This is a genomic window from Mycolicibacterium sp. XJ870, from assembly GCF_053483975.1.
The window spans coordinates 120601-137830 of record NZ_JBEFTI010000005.1 but is presented as its reverse complement, the minus strand read 5'-3'; the positions used below and the strand labels follow the sequence as shown (position 1 = coordinate 137830).

General features: G+C 68.0%; 16 protein-coding genes. 5 read left to right on the top strand and 11 right to left on the bottom strand.

Translation table 11 applies throughout. The annotated features are described in order from the left end of the window. Positions 1-4: 4 nt before the first annotated feature. The 9 genes from murD to ABQF30_RS19705 form a co-directional block, all read right to left on the bottom strand. Positions 5-1453, bottom strand: a complete 1449-nt coding sequence (gene murD, locus ABQF30_RS19745) for a UDP-N-acetylmuramoyl-L-alanine--D-glutamate ligase (RefSeq protein ID WP_448466858.1) — start codon at positions 1451-1453, stop codon at positions 5-7. A gap of 1 nt (position 1454) precedes the next feature. Beyond that, the gene (gene mraY / locus ABQF30_RS19740) at positions 1455-2534 is read right to left on the bottom strand and encodes a phospho-N-acetylmuramoyl-pentapeptide-transferase (RefSeq protein ID WP_448466856.1); all 1080 of its coding nucleotides are present in this window, start codon (positions 2532-2534) and stop codon (positions 1455-1457) included. Then, positions 2531-4039, bottom strand: coding sequence for a UDP-N-acetylmuramoyl-tripeptide--D-alanyl-D-alanine ligase (locus tag ABQF30_RS19735; RefSeq protein ID WP_448466854.1), 1509 nt, complete (start codon positions 4037-4039; stop codon positions 2531-2533). The genes mraY and ABQF30_RS19735 overlap by 4 nt, the downstream gene beginning before the upstream one ends. Then, entirely contained in the window at positions 4036-5589 is a 1554-nt protein-coding gene (locus ABQF30_RS19730) for a UDP-N-acetylmuramoyl-L-alanyl-D-glutamate--2,6-diaminopimelate ligase (protein ID WP_448466852.1), read from the bottom strand. Before ABQF30_RS19730 ends, ABQF30_RS19735 begins: the two co-directional genes overlap by 4 nt. Before the next feature lie 37 nt (positions 5590-5626). Next, positions 5627-7534: a peptidoglycan D,D-transpeptidase FtsI family protein gene (locus tag ABQF30_RS19725; protein ID WP_448466850.1), complete on the bottom strand. Its 1908-nt coding sequence runs from the start codon at positions 7532-7534 to the stop codon at positions 5627-5629. Then, the gene (locus ABQF30_RS19720) at positions 7531-8478 is read right to left on the bottom strand and encodes a cell division protein FtsL (protein ID WP_448466848.1); all 948 of its coding nucleotides are present in this window, start codon (positions 8476-8478) and stop codon (positions 7531-7533) included. Before ABQF30_RS19720 ends, ABQF30_RS19725 begins: the two co-directional genes overlap by 4 nt. Further along, positions 8478-9644: a 16S rRNA (cytosine(1402)-N(4))-methyltransferase RsmH gene (gene rsmH, locus ABQF30_RS19715; protein ID WP_448466846.1), complete on the bottom strand. Its 1167-nt coding sequence runs from the start codon at positions 9642-9644 to the stop codon at positions 8478-8480. The genes ABQF30_RS19720 and rsmH overlap by 1 nt, the downstream gene beginning before the upstream one ends. Further along, positions 9619-10050, bottom strand: a complete 432-nt coding sequence (mraZ, locus tag ABQF30_RS19710; protein ID WP_448466844.1) for a division/cell wall cluster transcriptional repressor MraZ — start codon at positions 10048-10050, stop codon at positions 9619-9621. The genes rsmH and mraZ overlap by 26 nt, the downstream gene beginning before the upstream one ends. Before the next feature lie 354 nt (positions 10051-10404). Continuing rightward, positions 10405-10806: an SCO2097 family morphological protein gene (locus tag ABQF30_RS19705; RefSeq protein ID WP_448466842.1), complete on the bottom strand. Its 402-nt coding sequence runs from the start codon at positions 10804-10806 to the stop codon at positions 10405-10407. 215 nt (positions 10807-11021) lie between these two features. On the opposite strand from ABQF30_RS19705, the gene ABQF30_RS19700 reads away from it, so the two are divergent. The 4 genes from ABQF30_RS19700 (at position 11022) to ABQF30_RS19685 (ending at position 15100) form a co-directional block, all read left to right on the top strand. Continuing rightward, positions 11022-11618: a GNAT family N-acetyltransferase gene (locus tag ABQF30_RS19700; RefSeq protein ID WP_448467253.1), complete on the top strand. Its 597-nt coding sequence runs from the start codon at positions 11022-11024 to the stop codon at positions 11616-11618. 48 nt (positions 11619-11666) lie between these two features. Continuing rightward, positions 11667-12371 (top strand): LppM family (lipo)protein, encoded by a 705-nt coding sequence (locus tag ABQF30_RS19695; protein ID WP_448466840.1) that lies wholly within the window; start codon positions 11667-11669, stop codon positions 12369-12371. A gap of 109 nt (positions 12372-12480) precedes the next feature. Continuing rightward, the gene (idsA2, locus tag ABQF30_RS19690; RefSeq protein WP_448466838.1) at positions 12481-13569 is read left to right on the top strand and encodes a bifunctional (2E,6E)-farnesyl/geranyl diphosphate synthase; all 1089 of its coding nucleotides are present in this window, start codon (positions 12481-12483) and stop codon (positions 13567-13569) included. A 4-nt stretch (positions 13570-13573) separates the two neighbouring features. After that, the gene (locus ABQF30_RS19685; protein ID WP_448466836.1) at positions 13574-15100 is read left to right on the top strand and encodes an alpha-(1->6)-mannopyranosyltransferase A; all 1527 of its coding nucleotides are present in this window, start codon (positions 13574-13576) and stop codon (positions 15098-15100) included. A gap of 11 nt (positions 15101-15111) precedes the next feature. Here the strand turns inward: ABQF30_RS19685 and ABQF30_RS19680 are convergent, their stop codons facing one another. Next, positions 15112-15516 carry an Rv2175c family DNA-binding protein gene (locus ABQF30_RS19680; protein ID WP_448466834.1) on the bottom strand — a complete coding sequence of 135 codons (405 nt, stop codon included), beginning with the start codon at positions 15514-15516 and terminating at the stop codon, positions 15112-15114. A 38-nt stretch (positions 15517-15554) separates the two neighbouring features. On the opposite strand from ABQF30_RS19680, the gene ABQF30_RS19675 reads away from it, so the two are divergent. Then, positions 15555-16751: a protein kinase domain-containing protein gene (locus ABQF30_RS19675; protein ID WP_448466832.1), complete on the top strand. Its 1197-nt coding sequence runs from the start codon at positions 15555-15557 to the stop codon at positions 16749-16751. Here the strand turns inward: ABQF30_RS19675 and ABQF30_RS19670 are convergent. Then, the gene (locus ABQF30_RS19670; RefSeq protein WP_448466830.1) at positions 16748-17212 is read right to left on the bottom strand and encodes a copper chaperone PCu(A)C domain-containing protein; all 465 of its coding nucleotides are present in this window, start codon (positions 17210-17212) and stop codon (positions 16748-16750) included. The genes ABQF30_RS19675 and ABQF30_RS19670 overlap by 4 nt on opposite strands. Between the last annotated feature and the right edge of the window lie 18 nt (positions 17213-17230).

The following is a 17230-nucleotide window of genomic DNA, read 5'->3' as shown; positions in this document are numbered from 1 at the left end:
GCGGCTACCCGGTTACAGCACGCACGGCCGCGGCGAACGCATCACCGCGGTGGCCGTAGCTGCTGAACTGATCGAAGGACGCGCCTGCGGGTGCCAGCAACACGGTGTCACCCGGGACGGCGAGTCCACGGGCGGCGTCGACGGCCGCCGACATGACCGCGTCGGAGACCGGTCGATCCGCCACTTGAACCACACGAGTCACACTAGTCTCAAGCACCACAGAATCCTCCCCCGTCACAACCTCGACGACGGGTACATCCGGGGCGTGTCGCGATAACGCATCGGCAACCGTCTGCCGATCGCGCCCGATCAGGACGACACCGGCGAGCCGATTCGCCACCTCGCGGACCAGGTCATCGACCGAAGCGCCCTTCAGCAAGCCACCTGCGATCCACACCACCCGGTCGTAGGCACTGATGGACGCCTGGGCGGCGTGCGGGTTGGTGGCCTTCGAGTCGTCGACGTAGCGCACCCCACCCGTCTGCCCGACCACCTCGGCCCGATGCCTGCCCACCTGGAACGAGGCGAGCGCCGATGCGATGGCCTCCGGTCGCACGCCGACTGCCCGGGCAAGGGCTGCGGCGGCCAGCGCGTCGAGCACGCCGACCGGGCCCGCCACCGAAATCGTCACCGCGTCAGCCAACTCGACGTCGTCACCGAATGCGCGGTCGACGAGCTTGCCCGCCCGCATCCCGAGTTCGCCCGCAGCCGGCTCGCCGAGCCGGAAACCGACCCGCAGCGGGGCGGTGGCGGCCGGAAGAAGACCAGCCGCCACCGGGTCGTCCAGCCCCACGACGGCGACCTCGCCGTCGAGCACCCTGGCCTTGTCGCGGGCATAGGCAGCCATCGACCCGTGCCAGTCCAAGTGATCCTCGGCAACGTTGAGCACCACACCGGCCGCCGGCTTCAACGACGGCGCCCAGTGCAGCTGGAAACTCGACAGCTCGACTGCCAGCAACTCGGCGGGCTGATCGAGCACAGCCAGCACCGGGTCACCGATGTTGCCGCACAACATGCTTCGCCGGCCATCGGCCACCAGCATGTCGTGCAGCATCGCGGTCGTCGTGGTCTTGCCGTTCGTCCCGGTGACCACCAGCCAGCGCCGCGGTGGTCCGAACCGGCCCGCCGCATCCAGCCGCCAGGCCAGTTCCACGTCACCCCAGATCGGCACCCCCGCCGCCGCGGCAGCGGCCAGCACCGGCGCGGTGGGCGCAAAACCCGGACTGGTCACCACCAGATCGAATTCGGAGATCCGCTCGACGGCATTGGCGGAGTCGATCACCGCGGCGCCCTGCGCAGCGAGTGCCGTCAGCGTCGACGGGCTGTCGTCGGTGATCGTGGCGAGCACACCCAGTGGCGCCAGGGCGGCCAGCACGGCCCGTCCGGTGACGCCGGCACCGGTCACCAACACCGGCGCACCCGGCGTCAGCGGAGCCAGATCACGTGCGGGCACCTCAGGCACCGACGGCGGTGAGCCACTCGCTGTAGAACAGGGCCACCCCGAGACCGCAGGCGATGGCGGTCAGCAGCCAGAACCGGATGATGACCGTGGTCTCGGCCCAGCCGACCAGTTCGAAATGGTGATGGAAAGGCGCCATCCGGAACACCCGGCGACCCGTGGTGCGGAACGCCAGGATCTGCACCACCACCGAGGTCACCTCGGCCACGAAGAGCGCGCCGAGCACGACCGCCAGGATCTCGGTCCGGCTGGTCACCGACAGGCCGGCGATGATGCCGCCCAATGCCAGTGAGCCCGTGTCACCCATGAAGATCTTCGCCGGCGCAGCGTTCCACCACAGGAACCCGACACAGGCGCCCGCCGTCGCCGCGGCGATGATCGCCAGATCCAGTGGGTCACGCACGTTGTAGCAGCCCAGCCCCGGCGCCGTCGCGCAGGCGTTGCGGTACTGCCAGAACGTGATGAGCACATACGCCGCGCACACCATGGCCATCGCCCCCGCGGCCAGCCCGTCGAGCCCGTCGGTGAAGTTCACCGCGTTGGACCAGGCGCTGACGATCACCACGCAGAACAGCACGAACACCGCGGGCGCCAGGGTGACTGTGGCGATCTCGCGGACGTAGGACAGCTCCGCGCTGCCCGGGGTCAGCCCGTCGCCGTTGCGGAACTGCAGTGCAAGCACACCGAAGAGCACCGCGGCGACCAGTTGGCCGACGGTCTTGGCGGTCTTGTTCAGACCGAGGTTGCGGGCGCGTCGCAACCCGATCAGGTCGTCGATGAAGCCGACCGCACCCAGCGCGGTGGCCAGCCCGAGCACCAGCAGACCCGACGCCGACGGGCCCTCGCCGCCAAGCGCCACACCGACCAGGTGGGTACCCAGGTAGGCGGCCCAGATGCCGGCCACGATGGCCACGCCGCCCATCGACGGCGTGCCCCGCTTCTTGGCATGACTCGGCGGGCCGTCCTCGCGGATCTCGTGGCCAAGGCCCTGCCTGGTGAACAGCTTGATCAGCGCAGGTGTGAGCAGGATCGATACCGCCAGCGCGATGCCGACGGCGATGAGAATCAGCTTCATCGGCCGGTGTTCCGATCAGCGATGAGCGCCTCGGCCAGTGCCCCGAGGCCCACCGCGTTGGAAGCTTTCACCAGCACCACATCTCCCGGCTGCAGTTCTTCCCGCAGCAAAACCAGCGCGGCGTCGGCGTCGGCGACCATGGTGGATTCGGACCCCCACGATCCCTCCATCACCGCGCCGTGGTGCATGGCGTTCATGGCCCTCCCGGATCCCACGACGAGTAATCGAGACACATCTAAGCGCACCGCCAACCGGCCGATGGCATCGTGCTCGGTTATCGCGTCGTCGCCGAGCTCGGCCATCTCACCGAGCACAGCCCAACTTCGCCGCTTTTCGGCACGGTCGACGGCCTGTTCACTGGCCATCCACGCCAGCGCCTTGAGCCCCGCCCGCATGGAGTCGGGATTGGCGTTGTAGGCGTCGTTGATCACCGTCACACCGTCGTCGCGGGTGCTCACCTGCATCCGGTGCCGCGACACCGGCCCGGCGGTCGAGAGCGCCGCGGCGACCTGTTGCAGGGTTGCCCCGCATTCGAGGGCGACCGCGGCAGCACACAACGCGTTGGACACCTGATGGTCGCCGTGGACGGCCAACGCGATGTCGACCTGCTCGTCGGCGGTGTGCAGGGTGAATCGCGGCCTGGCCACCGCGTCGAGGCTGACCGGGCCCGCCCACAGATCGGCACCGGGCGCGCGCGACACGCGTACCACCCGCGCGGCGGTCTGGCCGGCCATCGCCGCGACGGCGGTGTCGTCGGCATTGAGTATCACCACGCCGGACGCCGAAACAGCTTGTGGCAGTTCGGCTTTCGCCTTCGCGATGACCTCGCGGGAACCGAACTCGCCGAGGTGGGCGGTGCCGACGTTGAGCACAACCGCGATCGACGGCGGGGCGATCGCGGCCAGTGCGGCGATGTTGCCGGGATGACGGGCCGACATCTCGAGAATCAGGAAGTCTGTCTCGGCGGTGGCACGCAACACGGTCCACGGATGGCCGAGCTCGTTGTTGAACGAGCCGGGCGGCGCGATCACCTCGCCCAGCGGGTTCAGCACGGCCGCCAGCAGATCCTTGGTCGAGGTCTTGCCCGACGATCCGGTGACCCCGATGATCGTCAGCCCATCGGCCACCAGTTGCGCGGCCACCGCGGCGGCCAACCGGCCTAGCGCCGCCAGCACCGCGGCCCCGGAACCGTCGGTGTCGTACTCCAGGGCACCGGAAGCGGCGTCTGTTGCGCCGATCGCGGGCTTTTTGACGACGATCGCGGGTACGCCGACCGGGCGGGCCGCCAGCACCGCGACCGCGCCGGCGGCCACTGCGGCAGCGGCGAAGTCATGGCCGTCCGAGCGGGCGCCGGGCAGTGCCAGGAACAATCCGCCTGCACCGACCGCGCGGGAATCGAATTCGACCGTGCCGGTGACCCGTGTCTGCGCCGCCTGTTCCGGGGTGATGTCGGCCAACTCACCGCCGACGATCTCGGCGATCCTGGCTACGGTCATCTCGATCACGTGCCCGACTCCCCTGATTTCAGTGACTCCAATGCCTCCAGCGCCGCAGCCAATTCGTCGCGATCGTCGAACGGCCGCGTCCGCCCAGCACTGCTCTGCCCGGACTCATGTCCCTTGCCTGCGATCAGCACGACGTCTCCCGGCCCGGCCCAGGAAACGGCGTAGTCGATGGCCGCCCGACGGTCTGCCACCTCGACCACCCGGGCACCGCGCGCGGCGTCGGCCGTCCCGGCCATGATCGCCGCCCGGATCGCTCCCGGATCCTCGTCGCGGGGATTGTCATCGGTGACGACGACGAGATCGGCGAGCTCCGCGGCCACCCTGCCCATGGGTGCGCGCTTGCCCGCGTCCCGGTTACCGCCGGCCCCGAAAACCACTGCGACCCGGTGGGGGTGGTTCCCCCGGAGCGTCTCCAGCACGGCCTGCAGCGCCCCGGGCTTGTGCGCGTAATCGACCAACGCGAGGAACTCCTGTCCCCGGTCGACGGACTGCAGCCGGCCCGGCACCGTGGCCGAGCGCAAACCGGGGGCCGCCTGTTCTGGCGATACGCCGACCGCGTCCAGCAGCGCGACTGCCAGGGCGGCGTTGGCGACGTTGTAACGGCCCGGCAGTCCGATCCCCAACTCGTGGTGCACGCCGGCAGGGTCGGCCACGGTGAACTCCTGAGCGCCCGGCCCCGCGGTGGTGATCTGTTGCACGGCCCAATCGGCGTCCCCGCCCGCGGAGCTGACGGTGACCGGGTCCTGCGCTCGTCCAGCCATCGCGACACCGGCCGCGTCGTCGACGCAGATCACCGAAAGAGCGGCACGGTTCGGTGACTGCGGGTCGAACAGACGGGCCTTGGCCTCGAAGTAGTCCGCCATCGTCGGATGGAAATCGAGGTGGTCGCGCGACAGGTTCGTGAACCCGCCGGCGGCGAACCTGATCCCGTCGACCCGGCCCAACGTCAGCGCGTGGCTGGACACCTCCATCACCACGGTGTCAACGCCGCTCTCGACCATGACGGCCAGCAGCGCCTGCAGATCCGGGGCTTCGGGAGTGGTCAGTGCGCTGGGCAGGTCGCGTCCGTCGATGCGGACGCCGACGGTGCCGATCAGTCCGGCCACCCGGCCCGCGGCGCGCAGCCCCGCCTCCGCCAAGTAGGTGGTGGTGGTCTTGCCGGAGGTCCCGGTGACGCCGATGACCCGCAGCTGCTCGGCGGGATGGCCGTAGACGGTGGCCGTCAGTTCGCCGAGCACGGATCGTGGCTCGGGATGGACCAGCACCGGGACATCGAGGGTGCCTGCCAGCTGTGCGGCTCCGTCGGGATCGGTGAGTACCGCCACCGCGCCCCGGGCCACCGCATCGCTCGCGTAGCGGGCGCCGTGCGCTGCCGCTCCCGGCAGCGCGGCGAACAAGTCTGCAGGCTGGGCGTCCTGACCGCGCAGCGTCACTCCCGTCACCCGCACCTCGGACAACGTGGAACCGGCGGCGGGGACGGCCTGGACCGCAGCGGCCAAGGGCGCGAGGAATTGGCCGTCGGGACGGCTCGGACGCAGCTTCATGGCCATGCAACAGTACCCATCGGCGGTCTCGCGGCCGCCAGGGTCAGGTCGCCTCCAGGGTCAACGGCCGGCCGGGATCCGGCGAGAGCGGGACGTTGTGACGTTGCAGCAACCACGAGGAGATGTTGTGGAACAGCGGCGCCGCCGAGGATCCCGGTGTGCCGTCGGCTGCCCGGTGCGGCGCATCCATCATGATGCCGACGACGTACCGCGGATCGTCTGCCGGTGCCATCCCGGCGAAGGTGATCCAGTAGACGTCGTCGTAGTAGCAGCCGCACGCCGGATTGATCTGCTGTGCGGTACCGGTCTTCCCGGCGATCTGGTAGCCATCGACCGCCGCCTGCGGGCCGGTGCCCTGTTGTTCACCCGTCGGGTCGCGTTGCACGACGGCGCGCAGCATGTCGCGAACCGTGCGGGCGGTCTCCGGCGTCACCACCCTCACCCCCTCGGGACGCGGCTCGTCGGTGCTGGTGCCGTCCGGACCGATCGTCGATTTGAGGATCCGCGGCGGGATTCGCACACCGTCGTTGGCGATGGTTTGGTACATCCCCGTCATCTGCAGCAGTGTCATCGAAAGACCTTGCCCGATAGGCAGGTTGGAGAACGAGCTGCCCGACCACTGGTCGATCGGCGGCAGCAGGCCCGAACTCTCCCCCGGCAAACCGACGCCGGTGCGTTGCCCGAGCCCGAACCGCCGCAGCATGTCGTAGAACCGATCCGGCCCGATGCGCTGGGCCAGCATCAGCGTGCCGACATTGGACGACTTGCCGAAGATTCCGGTGGTGGTATACGGCATGACCCCGTGATTCCACGCGTCCCGAACAGTGACCCCGCCCATGTCGATCGAACCCGGCACCTGCAACACCTCGTCGGGATTGGTCAGCCCGTATTCGATCGCGGCGGATGCGGCGACGATCTTGTTCACCGAGCCGGGCTCGAACGGCGAGGACACCGGCAGATTGCCCATCTGCCGGTTCTCCTGGCGGCCGATGTCCTGCGAGGGGTCGAACGTGGTGTCGTTCGACATCGCCAACACCTCAGCGGTTTTCGCGTCGAGCACGACCGCCGAGACATTCTTGGCGCCCGAGGCGTCCTTGGCCTGCTGCACCTGCTGCTGGACGTAGAACTGGATGTCGTCGTCGAGGGTCAACTGAACGGTGGAGCCGTTGACCGCGTCATGGCGGTTGCGGTAACTGCCGGGGATCACCACGCCGTCGGAACCCCGGTCATAGGTGACCGAACCGTCCGAGCCCGCCAACACCGCGTCCAGAGAGTCCTCCAGACCGAGCAGGCCGTGCCCGTCCCAGTCGATGCCGCCGACGATGTTGGCTGCCAGCGAACCACCCGGGTACTGACGCAGATCCTGGCGCTCCGAACCGACTTCGGGAAACTTCTCGGTGATCGCGTCGGAGATCGCGGGATCGACTGCGCGAGCCAGGTACACGAATGTCTCATTGCTCTTGAGCTTCTTGAGCACCGTCTTGGCGTCGGGCTTGTTGTCCAGCTGCGCGGCCACCTCCGTGGCGATCTCGGAAAGCCGGCGGTTCGGGTCGGGCGCCTCCGACGACTTGGCCTTGGCGTCGGCCAACTGCTTGCGGACCCGGACCGGCTGGAAGGTCAGTGCCCTCGCCTCGATCGTGAAGGCAAGCTTCCCGTTGTCGCGGTCGACGATGCTGCCCCGCATCGCGGGATCGATGTCGGTGACTTTGAGCTGGCTGGCCGCCTCGGCGCGCAGGCCTGCCGCCCTCGGCACCTGCAGGGTGAACAGCTGCGCGGCCGCAATCAGCAGCACCGCGAAGATGACCACGTTGCCGGTCCGGTGCCGGAACACGAAAGACGCGCTACCCAAACCGGTTTCGACAGCGACGCGCGTACGTCGGACCCGCGCGGACCGTCCTTGGGCGGCGGGATCCTTCTTTCGCGGAGCGCCCGGCGCTCCGGCGCGACTCATGCGACCGGGGCGACTGCTGGGGTGAATTGCTCGACGGCCGCCGCTGGGCCGGGCGCAACAGGTACTCCGGTGACGGGCAGGTGCAACGCCTCAGGCGGCACCACTGGCAGCACGGCCGGCCCCCCGGCTGGAGGCACCGGCCCGGGGGCCGGCGGTACCGCCGCCGCCACCCCGTGTGGCACCTCGACCGGCGCAACGCCCGGGACAGCCCCGGGAAGAGCCAGGGCGGGCTGGCCGGCCTGCGGAACCCGCACCGTCATCTCGCGGGGTTCGACCACGCGTGGCGCCGGCGCCGAGGGTGGCGGCGGAGTGTCATCGGGCAACGGCGTGTTCAGCGGTGGCGGTGGGACCCCTTCGGCCGGCTTGGGTGTCCCGACCACAGTCCAGTTGCCCGTCGGATCCTGCACCAGGTGGGCGGTGTCGCGCGACGGGATCATGCCGAGGTTGCGGGCGGCCTCGGCCAGTGCCGGGGCGGCCTGAGCCTCGAGCACGTCGCGCTCAAGGGCCTCTTTCTGTTGCAGGAGGCCCTCATTGGTCTGCCGGGCATGGCCGAGTTGATAGGAGCGCTCGGCCGAACCGGTGGACAACCACAATGTGGTGGCCAGCCCGAGGCCCAGCGCCGCGATCACCAGGACCACGAACGGGACCCGGGCGATCAGCGCGCGGGGATTCAGCTCGACAGACGCCAGCCGGACCAGCAGGCGTTCCCGCAATGGCGGCCGGATGACCTTGGGTGACTTGGCTTTCCGTGCCTTCGCCCGGGCCTTGGCCTGGCTGGCGCTCTTCGGCCGCGCGGGTCCGGTTCTCGGCCGCGGGATCGGGCCGGTCTGTCTGCGGGTGCGCGGGGGCGCTTCGCCGCCCCGCCTCTGGGCAGCGCGCACCGGCTGACGAGCGGCGCGCCTGCGGTCGCCGTCGCGCGTCGGTTCTGGTCGCTTCACCTTCATCAGTTGCCCCTTCCCCCAACCTTTTCAAGTGCTCGCAGCCGCACCGGGGCGCTACGTGGATTGCGGTCGATCTCCTGTTCGTCGGCCCGTTCGGCCCCGCGGGTCAGCGCCACGAACTCCGGTTCGTGGCCGGGAAGTTCAATCGGCAGACCGGGCGGCGTCCGCGACGCGGTGACCGTGCTGAACGCTTGTTTGACAATGCGGTCCTCAAGGGACTGGTACGCCATCACCACGATCCGACCGCCTTGCCGCAATCCCGCCAGGGCCGCGGGCACCGCGGTGCGCAGCGAGTCCAGTTCGCCGTTGACCGCGATGCGCAACGCCTGGAAGGTGCGCTTGGCCGGATGCCCGCCGGTTCGCCGGGCCGGGGCGGGAATCGCGTCGTAGAGCAGCTCGACCAACTCACTGGTGGTGGTGAACGGTTGCCGGGCGCGGCGCCGGACGATCTTGTCGGCGATCCGGCCCGCGAAGCGTTCCTCGCCGAAATCACGCAGCACCCGGCTGAGCGCCTTCGCGTCGTAGGTGTTCAGGATCTCCGCGGCGGTCAACCGAGCGTCCGGATCCATCCGCATGTCCAGCGGCGCATCCACGGAGTAGGAGAAACCGCGCTGCTTCTGGTCGAGCTGCATCGACGACACGCCGAGGTCGAACAGCACGCCGTCGACGTGCCGCACTCCCGATTCGGCCATCGCCGAAGCGATTCCGTCGTACCGAGTGCGCACCAACGTCACCCGGTCACCGAACGGAGCGAGCCGGGCGCCGGCGATGGCGAGCGCATTGGGGTCGCGGTCCAGGCCGATCAGACGCAGCCCGGGAAGGTCGGTGAGGAAACGTTCGGAGTGGCCGCCGGCGCCCAGCGTGGCGTCGATGAGAACGGCGTCCGTGCCGTCGCTGTTCCGTCGGGTCAACGCCGGGGTCAGCAGTTCGACACAACGGTCCAGCAGGACCGGGATGTGTCCGTGGTCTCGGGGTTCTGGGGAGTCGGGCACTACTTCAACACCTCCGCTAGGGACAGCCCCTGCACCGAGGTCCCTGTCCGAATCTATGGACCTGGCGTTGGGGAAGTACGCCAGGGCCGATTCGGGCAGAGACCACGTTGCACGGGCTACGTCCAGGCCTCCCACCGGATGAACGACCGCATCAGATGATGTCGCGCAGAGTTTCATCAGTGGCCGCGGAGAAGTTCTCTTCGTGGGTCTGCTGGTACTCCTGCCAGGCTTGGGCGTCCCAGATCTCCAGATAGTCGACCGACCCGATCACCACGCATTCCTTGGACAGGCTTGCGTAGCGACGATGGTCTGCCGACAGGGTGATCCGGCCCTGCGCGTCGGGGTGCTGCTCATCGGTTGCCGCGGCCAGGCTGCGCAGGAACGCGCGGGCCTCCGGATTACTCCGGGAAGCCTGCGATGCACGCCTGGCCAGTTTCTCGAACTCGTCACGTGGATAGACAGCAAGGCTGTGATCTTGGCTCTTGGTGACCATCAACCCTCCTGCCAGCGCGTCGCGGAACTTGGCGGGCAGCGTGAGCCGCCCTTTGTCGTCGAGCTTGGGCGTGTAGGTACCCAGAAACATCTGGCCACCTCCCCGCCACCCGGTTCGGATCCCGAGTCGCTTCGTATTCGCCCAACGGGGGCTCCGATCTCCCCGCTGGCCGCCACTTTACCCCACGATTCCCCACTTTGCTCCATTTGATGTCAAGAGTTCGCCTGTTCTCCCCACACGAGCAGCGAAAAGCGCCCTCAAACAGCGGTGTGGCGGCGCGCGTTGAGCGTCGCAGACAGGAAACCCGCAGGTGAACCGATGCGATGGAGGGGTGGGGCGTTGTGGGGAGGAAAAGCAGCGCCGACCCGCCGCGTGTCGCACGACGGGCCCAAAGGCACAAAAAAGGGGTAGCCCACATGGGCTACCCCGGAACCGCTCGGTGGTCTACTCGTCGAACCGACGGCGGAAGCGATCCTCCATACGGTTGGTGAACGATCCATTGCCACGCTGGCGGCGCTGCTTCGGCGCGCTGCCCGGCGCCGCGGCGCCATCCCGCCCACCGGCCACCCGTGGGCCCGTGATCGCGAAGACCACGCCGCCGAACATCACCACGAAACCGATGACCGACAGAATCGGGAAGCCACCGATCATGGTGGCCTTGACCGCCACGCCGACCACCAACATCGCCAAGCCGGCGATGAACAGCAGCGCGCCCTGCAGTCTGCGCCGAGCCGACGGCGCGCGTAGAGTCCCGCCCCGGACACTCGAAGCGAACTTCGGGTCCTCGGCGTAGAGCGCGCTCTCGATCTGGTCGAGCATGCGCTGCTCATGATCGGAGAGTGGCATTCGTCCCTCCTTGCCGACGCCGCCGTCAAAAGTCGTGTACGCCCGCAATTACGGGCACCTAACAGTCATGATACGAGGTCGATCCGAGCCGTACCACCTTGTTCGCAGTCGATTGTAGGACGTCCGGCGCGGGTGGGAGGGACCGCCTCACCACCGGATAATGACTACAGATAATGAGATCGAAGACTCCTGAGCGCTCGGGGAAGGCAACAGAATTGGCGGCCTATCTCATCGATCTGTCGCCCGACGACATGCAGCGTCGGCTGGCCGACGCGCTGCGGGTCTACGTGGAGGCCATGCGATATCCACGCGGCACCGAGGATCAACGGGCAGCCCTGTGGCTCGAACACACCCGTCGCATGGGCTGGAAAGCCGTCGCCGCGATTGAGAATCCAGCTCCGGACACTGCACCGACCAGCGCCGACGTGCTCAACGCGCCGCTGCTCGGAATTGCCTACGGCTACTGCGGCGCTCCCGATCAGTGGTGGCAGCAGCAGGTCGTCTCGGGTCTGCGCCGGGTAGGCACCAGCCCGGCCCGCATCACTGAATTGATGACAAGCTATTTCGAACTCACCGAATTGCACATCGATCCCCGCGCCCAGGGCCGAGGACTCGGCGAGGCCCTGGCCAGGCGGTTGCTCACCGGCCGTGGTGAATCTCACGTCCTGCTGTCCACCCCGGAAATCAACGGCGAAGGCAACCGGGCCTGGCGACTGTACCGGCGCCTCGGCTTCACCGATGTCATCCGCGGCTACCACTTCGCCGGAGACCCCAGAGCGTTCGCGATCCTCGGCCGCACCCTGCCGCTGTAGACACCTGTCGAAACGTCGGGTCGAATATCGGGGCCTCTATCTGGCACGATGACCAGCGTGCGCGTCCGCCGACCCAGCCACCACAGCCGCCGCAGGCTGGTGGCGCTGGTGATGTTGCTACTGCTTCTACCGATGGCGGTCGGGTGCGTCCGGGTCCGGGCTTCCATCACGGTGTCGCCCGACGACCGCGTGTCGGGTCAGATCGTCGCCGCGGCGAAACCGCGCAATCCCGAGGACAAGGGCCCGCAGCTACTCAACAACCTGCCGTTCGCCACGAAGGTGGCGGTTTCGGAGTACAGCCGCGACGACTACGTAGGCTCGCAGGCGGTGTTCTCCGATCTCACGTTCGCCGAACTGCCGCAGCTGGCGAACATGAACCGCGACGCTGCCGGCGTGGACATCTCGCTGCGGCGGGCCGGCGATCTGGTGATCCTCGAAGGCCGCGTCGACCTCACCTCGATGAATGATCCAGAGGCCGACGTGCTGCTGGCGGTGTCCTTCCCCGGCGAGGTCACCTCGACCAACGGCGATCAGGTCAGCTCTTCGATCGTGGAATGGAAGCTGCGCCCTGGTGTGGTGAGCACGATGAATGCCCAGGCCCGCTACACCGACCCCAGCGCGCGGTCATTCACCACAGCCGCCATCTGGCTGATCGTCGGCGCCTTCCTGGTTGCCGGCGTCATCGCGGCGCTCGCCTGGGCCAGCCGGGACCGCAGCCCCAAACCGGGCGCTCCGGTTCCGGCGGACGACTGATCAGCGGCGCTCTCAAGCATCCTCGCTTGCCACCGCACCTGCGGCACGCTCTACGCTGAATGCACTCGGGGGCCAGAAGAGCAGACATGGAAAGGGGCCGGCGCTGAGCGTGGAAGCAGCGGCACCGTCAGCCGTCGAGTTGGCCACCGCCGTCACCGAACAGTTGCGTGAGTATCTGCGCGAGCGTCGACGTGACTGCGCGTACATCGGATCGGATTACGCAGAGCTGACTGCGGCCCTTGAGGAGTTCGTCCTGCGCGGCGGGAAACGGCTGCGCCCCGCATTCGCCTATTGGGGCTGGCGGGCGGTGGCTGAACCGCCGGATGCCCCAGCCGATCCCGGCGTGTTGCGACTGTTCGCGGCCCTGGAGTTGTTGCAGGCCTGTGCACTGGTGCACGACGACGTCATCGACGATTCGGCCACCCGACGCGGCCTGCCCACGGTGCACCGCCTGTTCACCGAACAGCACCGCGCCCGCAACTGGCATGGCTCCGCCAAACAGTTCGGTCTGTCCGCGGCGATCCTGGCCGGTGACCTGGCCCTGGCATGGGCCGACGACATCGTGGCAACCGTCGACCTGCCGGTCGACGCGCACCGGCGGGTCCAGCTGGTGTGGCAACACATCCGCACCGAGGTGCTCGGTGGCCAATACCTCGACATCGTCGCCGAATCCAGCGGTGCGGAGTCAGTGGCCTCGGCGATGAACGTCAACACTTACAAGACCGCCTCCTACACCGTGCTCCGGCCGCTGCAGCTGGGAGCCGCCGCAGCCGCCGACCGGCCCGATGTCCAGGAGATCTTTCACCGGATCGGCAACGATCTCGGGGTCGCCTTCCAGCTGCGCGACGACGTTCTCGGCGTTTTCGGTGACCCGGCGGTGACCGGCAAGCCCTCGGGCGACGACCTGAGGTCGGGTAAGCGCACGGTCCTGCTGGCCGAAGCGCTCGAGCTGGCGGACAAGTCCGACCCCGCGGCGGCGAAGCTGCTGCGCACGTCCATCGGCACCGAACTCTCCGATTCTGCGGTCCGTGAGTTGTGCGAGGCCATCGAATCGGTCGGCGCGCTGGCCGCCGTGGAGGATCACATCGCGTTGCTCACCCGTCGCGCGCTCGACGTGCTCGCCGCCGCCCCGGTGCACGCCCAGGCCAAGACGGGCCTGGCCGAGCTCGCCCGATTGGCCGCCAACCGGTCGGCATAGGAGAATGACAACCCTCAACCCAGCCCAGACCCCGAACAGCGGTCTGGCACAACATATCTCACGATTGGCCGCCTTCGCCGTGTCGGCCGAGGCGCGTCCGGCCCGGCTCGGATGCCTTGGTGCAGCCCTGCTCACGATCGGCGGACTCGGCGCGGGCAGCACCCGGTTGCACGACCCACTGCTGGAATCGCTGCACCTGTCCTGGCTGCGGTTCGGCCACGGCCTCGTGCTGTCCTCGGTGCTGCTGTGGACCGGCGTCGCGGTGATGCTGATCGCCTGGCTGTGGCTGGGCCGACGAGTGATCGACCGCACCGCCACCGAGTACACGATGGTGGCCACCACCGGATTCTGGCTGGCGCCGCTACTGCTGAGCGTGCCGCTGTTCAGCCGGGACACCTACTCGTATCTGGCTCAGGGCGCGCTTTTGCGCGACGGCTTCGATCCCTATGTGGTGGGGCCGGTCGACAACCCGAATATCTTGCTGGACAACGTAAGCCCGATCTGGACGACGACGACTGCGCCGTACGGCCCGGCATTCATCATGGTCGCGAAATTCGTCACCATGCTGGTCGGCAATGACATCGTCGCGGGCACCATGCTGCTGCGCCTGTGCATGCTGCCCGGCCTGGCGTTGCTGATCTGGGCCGCCCCGCGGATCGCCCGCCACATCGGCACCAGCGGCGCTGCCGCGCTGTGGATCTGCGTGCTCAATCCGCTGGTGATCATCCATCTGATGGGCGGCGTGCACAACGAGATGCTGATGGTCGGACTGATGATGGCCGGTATCGCGCTGACGTTTCAGCGCCACCCGGTCTGGGGTGTCGGCCTGATCGCCATGGCCGTGGCCGTGAAAGCGACCGCCGGACTTGCCCTTCCGTTCATGGTGTGGGTGTGGATGCATCAGCTGCGCGACCGCCGCGATTACCCGCCGGTGCGCGCGTTCGCGATCGCGACCGCGGCCTCGATAGCGATCTTCGCGGCGGTGTTCACAGTGATGTCATGGCTCGCAGGCGTCGGGCTGGGCTGGCTGTCCGCCCTTGCCGCGGGCAACGTCAAGATCATCAACTGGCTGACCGTGCCGACCGCGACCGCCAACCTCATCAACGTCATTGGCGGCCTGCTGTTTCCGGTCAACTTCTACGCCGTGATCGACGTCACCAGAATCATCGGCATTGCGGTCATCGCGATATCGCTTCCGTTGCTGTGGTGGCGGTTTCGCCACACCGACCGCGATGTGCTGACCGGCATCGCGCTGGCCATGCTGGTGGTGGTGTTGTTCGTCCCGGCGGCGCTGCCCTGGTACTACACGTGGCCGCTGGCGGTGGCGGCCGCGTTGCTCCAGACCCGACAGGCGATCGCCGTGATCGCCGGCGCCTCCACCTGGATCATGGTGATGTGGAAACCCGACGGCGCCCACGGCATGTACTCCTGGGCGCACGTGCTGCTCACCACGGCATGCGCTGTGGTGGCGTGGTATTCGCTGTCGCGGGCCCCGGAGCCGGAACGGGAACTGGAACCTAGCAGGCCATGACGGCGGCGCCGTCAATAGGCCATAGCCTGGGCCCGGCGCAGCACCTCACGGGCCTGGTGGGAATCTAATGCGTCGACCGGGCGGGCATTGGCCAGCGGTTCGGTGCTGCCGTCCCTGGTGATCGTCAACGACGGGTCGGGCGTGAAGAGCCACCGCACGATCTCGGTGTTGTGATAACCACCGTCGTGCAGCACCACCAGCAAGCCCGGAAGGGCCTTGAGCACCTGCCCGGTGTCGTCGAAGAAGATCTTCGGCACCACCACGACACGACCGCGGCGTACGGCGATCAGGTGGCCCTCCCGCAGCTGTTGGTGCACTTTGGTGACCGGGACGCCGAGCAACCCGGCGACCTCTGGTAGGTCGTAGACGGCCTCGCCGGGGTCCAGAACGTCATCGGCGGCCGGAATACTGCTCACCGCACTGATTCTAAGGCGTGTCGCGGGCAACTCGTAACATGTCTCCGGTGGAGCAGCAATCGGATCCACTCGTCGGCACTGCCCTGGACGGGCGGTACCGCGTGGACACCCCTATCGCCACGGGCGGGATGTCGACGGTCTACCGCGGGCTCGACACCCGCCTGGACCGTCCCGTCGCGCTGAAGGTGATGGACTCCCGCTACGCCGGAGACGAGCACTTTCTCACCCGGTTCCAGCGGGAGGCTCGCGCCGTTGCCCGGCTCAAACACCCCGGGCTGGTCGCCGTGTACGACCAGGGCCTCGACCGTCTACATGACCGGCAACACCCGTTCCTGGTGATGGAATTGATCGAGGGCGGGACGCTGCGCGAGTTGCTGTCCGAGCGGGGGCCGATGCCCCCGCATGCGGTCGCCGCGGTATTGGCCCCCATCCTGGGCGGACTCGCGACCGCCCACCGGAACGGGCTGGTGCATCGCGACATCAAGCCCGAGAACGTGCTGATCTCCGATGAGGGCGAGGTCAAGATCGCCGATTTCGGCTTGGTTCGCGCCGTCGCCGAGGCGAAGATCACCTCCACCAGCGTGATTCTGGGTACCGCGGCCTACCTGTCACCGGAACAGGTCGCCACCGGTGATGCCGATCCGCGCAGCGACGTGTACGCGGTCGGCATCCTGACCTACGAATTACTGACCGGGGCCACCCCGTTCACGGGCGATTCGGCGCTCGCCGTGGCCTACCAGCGAATGGACAACGATGTACCCGCTCCAAGTACCGTAATCGCCGGGGTGCCAAAGCAGTTCGATGATCTGGTGCGACGTGCGACCGCACGCGACGCGGCCGGGCGGTATGCCGACGCGGCCGATATGAGCGGCGAGCTGGAATCCATCGTCGAGGACCTCGGGCTGCCCGCCTTCCGGGTTCCGGCACCGCGCAACTCGGCTCAGCATCTGGCCGCGACCCGCTTCCACAGCCGTCCCCATGAGGCGGCCACCAATGTGCCGCCGCCGCATCAGCTCACCCGTGAACTCACCGTCGATGACTACTCCGACGACTATTCTGACGAGTATTCGTCTGCGCCAAGCCAATTCGCCGGTATCGAGATGAGTGAGTTCTATTGGGCACGGCAGCGCGCCAAGCGGGCCTTGTTGTTCTGGGTCGTGGCGATCCTGACGGTGACCGGTCTGGCGGCCGCCGCCGCGTGGACACTCGGCAGCAATATCGGCTTGCTCATCTAAGTCTGCTGGGCGGGGCAGGCTTCGATCGGCACCCGTAGCCCGATATCTCCGGACTGGTCGAACCGAAACGTGACGTCGACCGACATCGCGGGCCGGATACCCTCATGCAAACCCTCGATGGTGGCAGTGAATTCACGCGATGCCTTGGGCTCGATGTCCACTCCACCGCCCGACGGCACCTGCACCGCGTCCGCGGCGTCAGTGGTGATCGACAGCAGGCGTTCGGACCCCGCCGCCCTGGAGTTGGTCGCGGTGAAACGCAATTCGGCGTCGCTGCCGACCTGAATAGCGCAGTCGCCCGGAACATGGGCCGGCACGATGAATGCGTTGTCCACCGAGGTCCCCGGGGTCTCGGTGTCCGCCCCGCGGTTGTTCGGTTCGAAGTCGCTGTCCTGCGAACAACCCGCGGTCAACAACACCAGAGCTGCCCCGACTGAGGCCCATGCAGTTCGGATACCCATGCCGGTCGGGTACCCGAA

Bases quoted from the DNA above. Each gene is read 5' to 3' on its own strand.
- mraY (WP_448466856.1), bottom strand. From the start codon at position 2,534: ATGAAGCTGATTCTCATCGCCGTCGGCATCGCGCTGGCGGTATCGATC.
- ABQF30_RS19730 (WP_448466852.1), bottom strand. From the start codon at position 5,589: ATGGCCATGAAGCTGCGTCCGAGCCGTCCCGACGGCCAATTCCTCGCG.
- ABQF30_RS19725 (WP_448466850.1), bottom strand. From the start codon at position 7,534: ATGAGTCGCGCCGGAGCGCCGGGCGCTCCGCGAAAGAAGGATCCCGCC.
- ABQF30_RS19720 (WP_448466848.1), bottom strand. From the start codon at position 8,478: ATGAAGGTGAAGCGACCAGAACCGACGCGCGACGGCGACCGCAGGCGC.
- rsmH (WP_448466846.1), bottom strand. From the start codon at position 9,644: ATGAAACTCTGCGCGACATCATCTGATGCGGTCGTTCATCCGGTGGGA.
- mraZ (WP_448466844.1), bottom strand. From the start codon at position 10,050: ATGTTTCTGGGTACCTACACGCCCAAGCTCGACGACAAAGGGCGGCTC.
- ABQF30_RS19705 (WP_448466842.1), bottom strand. From the start codon at position 10,806: ATGCCACTCTCCGATCATGAGCAGCGCATGCTCGACCAGATCGAGAGC.
- ABQF30_RS19695 (WP_448466840.1), top strand. From the start codon at position 11,667: ATGACCAGCGTGCGCGTCCGCCGACCCAGCCACCACAGCCGCCGCAGG.
- ABQF30_RS19685 (WP_448466836.1), top strand. From the start codon at position 13,574: ATGACAACCCTCAACCCAGCCCAGACCCCGAACAGCGGTCTGGCACAA.
- ABQF30_RS19675 (WP_448466832.1), top strand. From the start codon at position 15,555: ATGTCTCCGGTGGAGCAGCAATCGGATCCACTCGTCGGCACTGCCCTG.
- ABQF30_RS19670 (WP_448466830.1), bottom strand. From the start codon at position 17,212: ATGGGTATCCGAACTGCATGGGCCTCAGTCGGGGCAGCTCTGGTGTTG.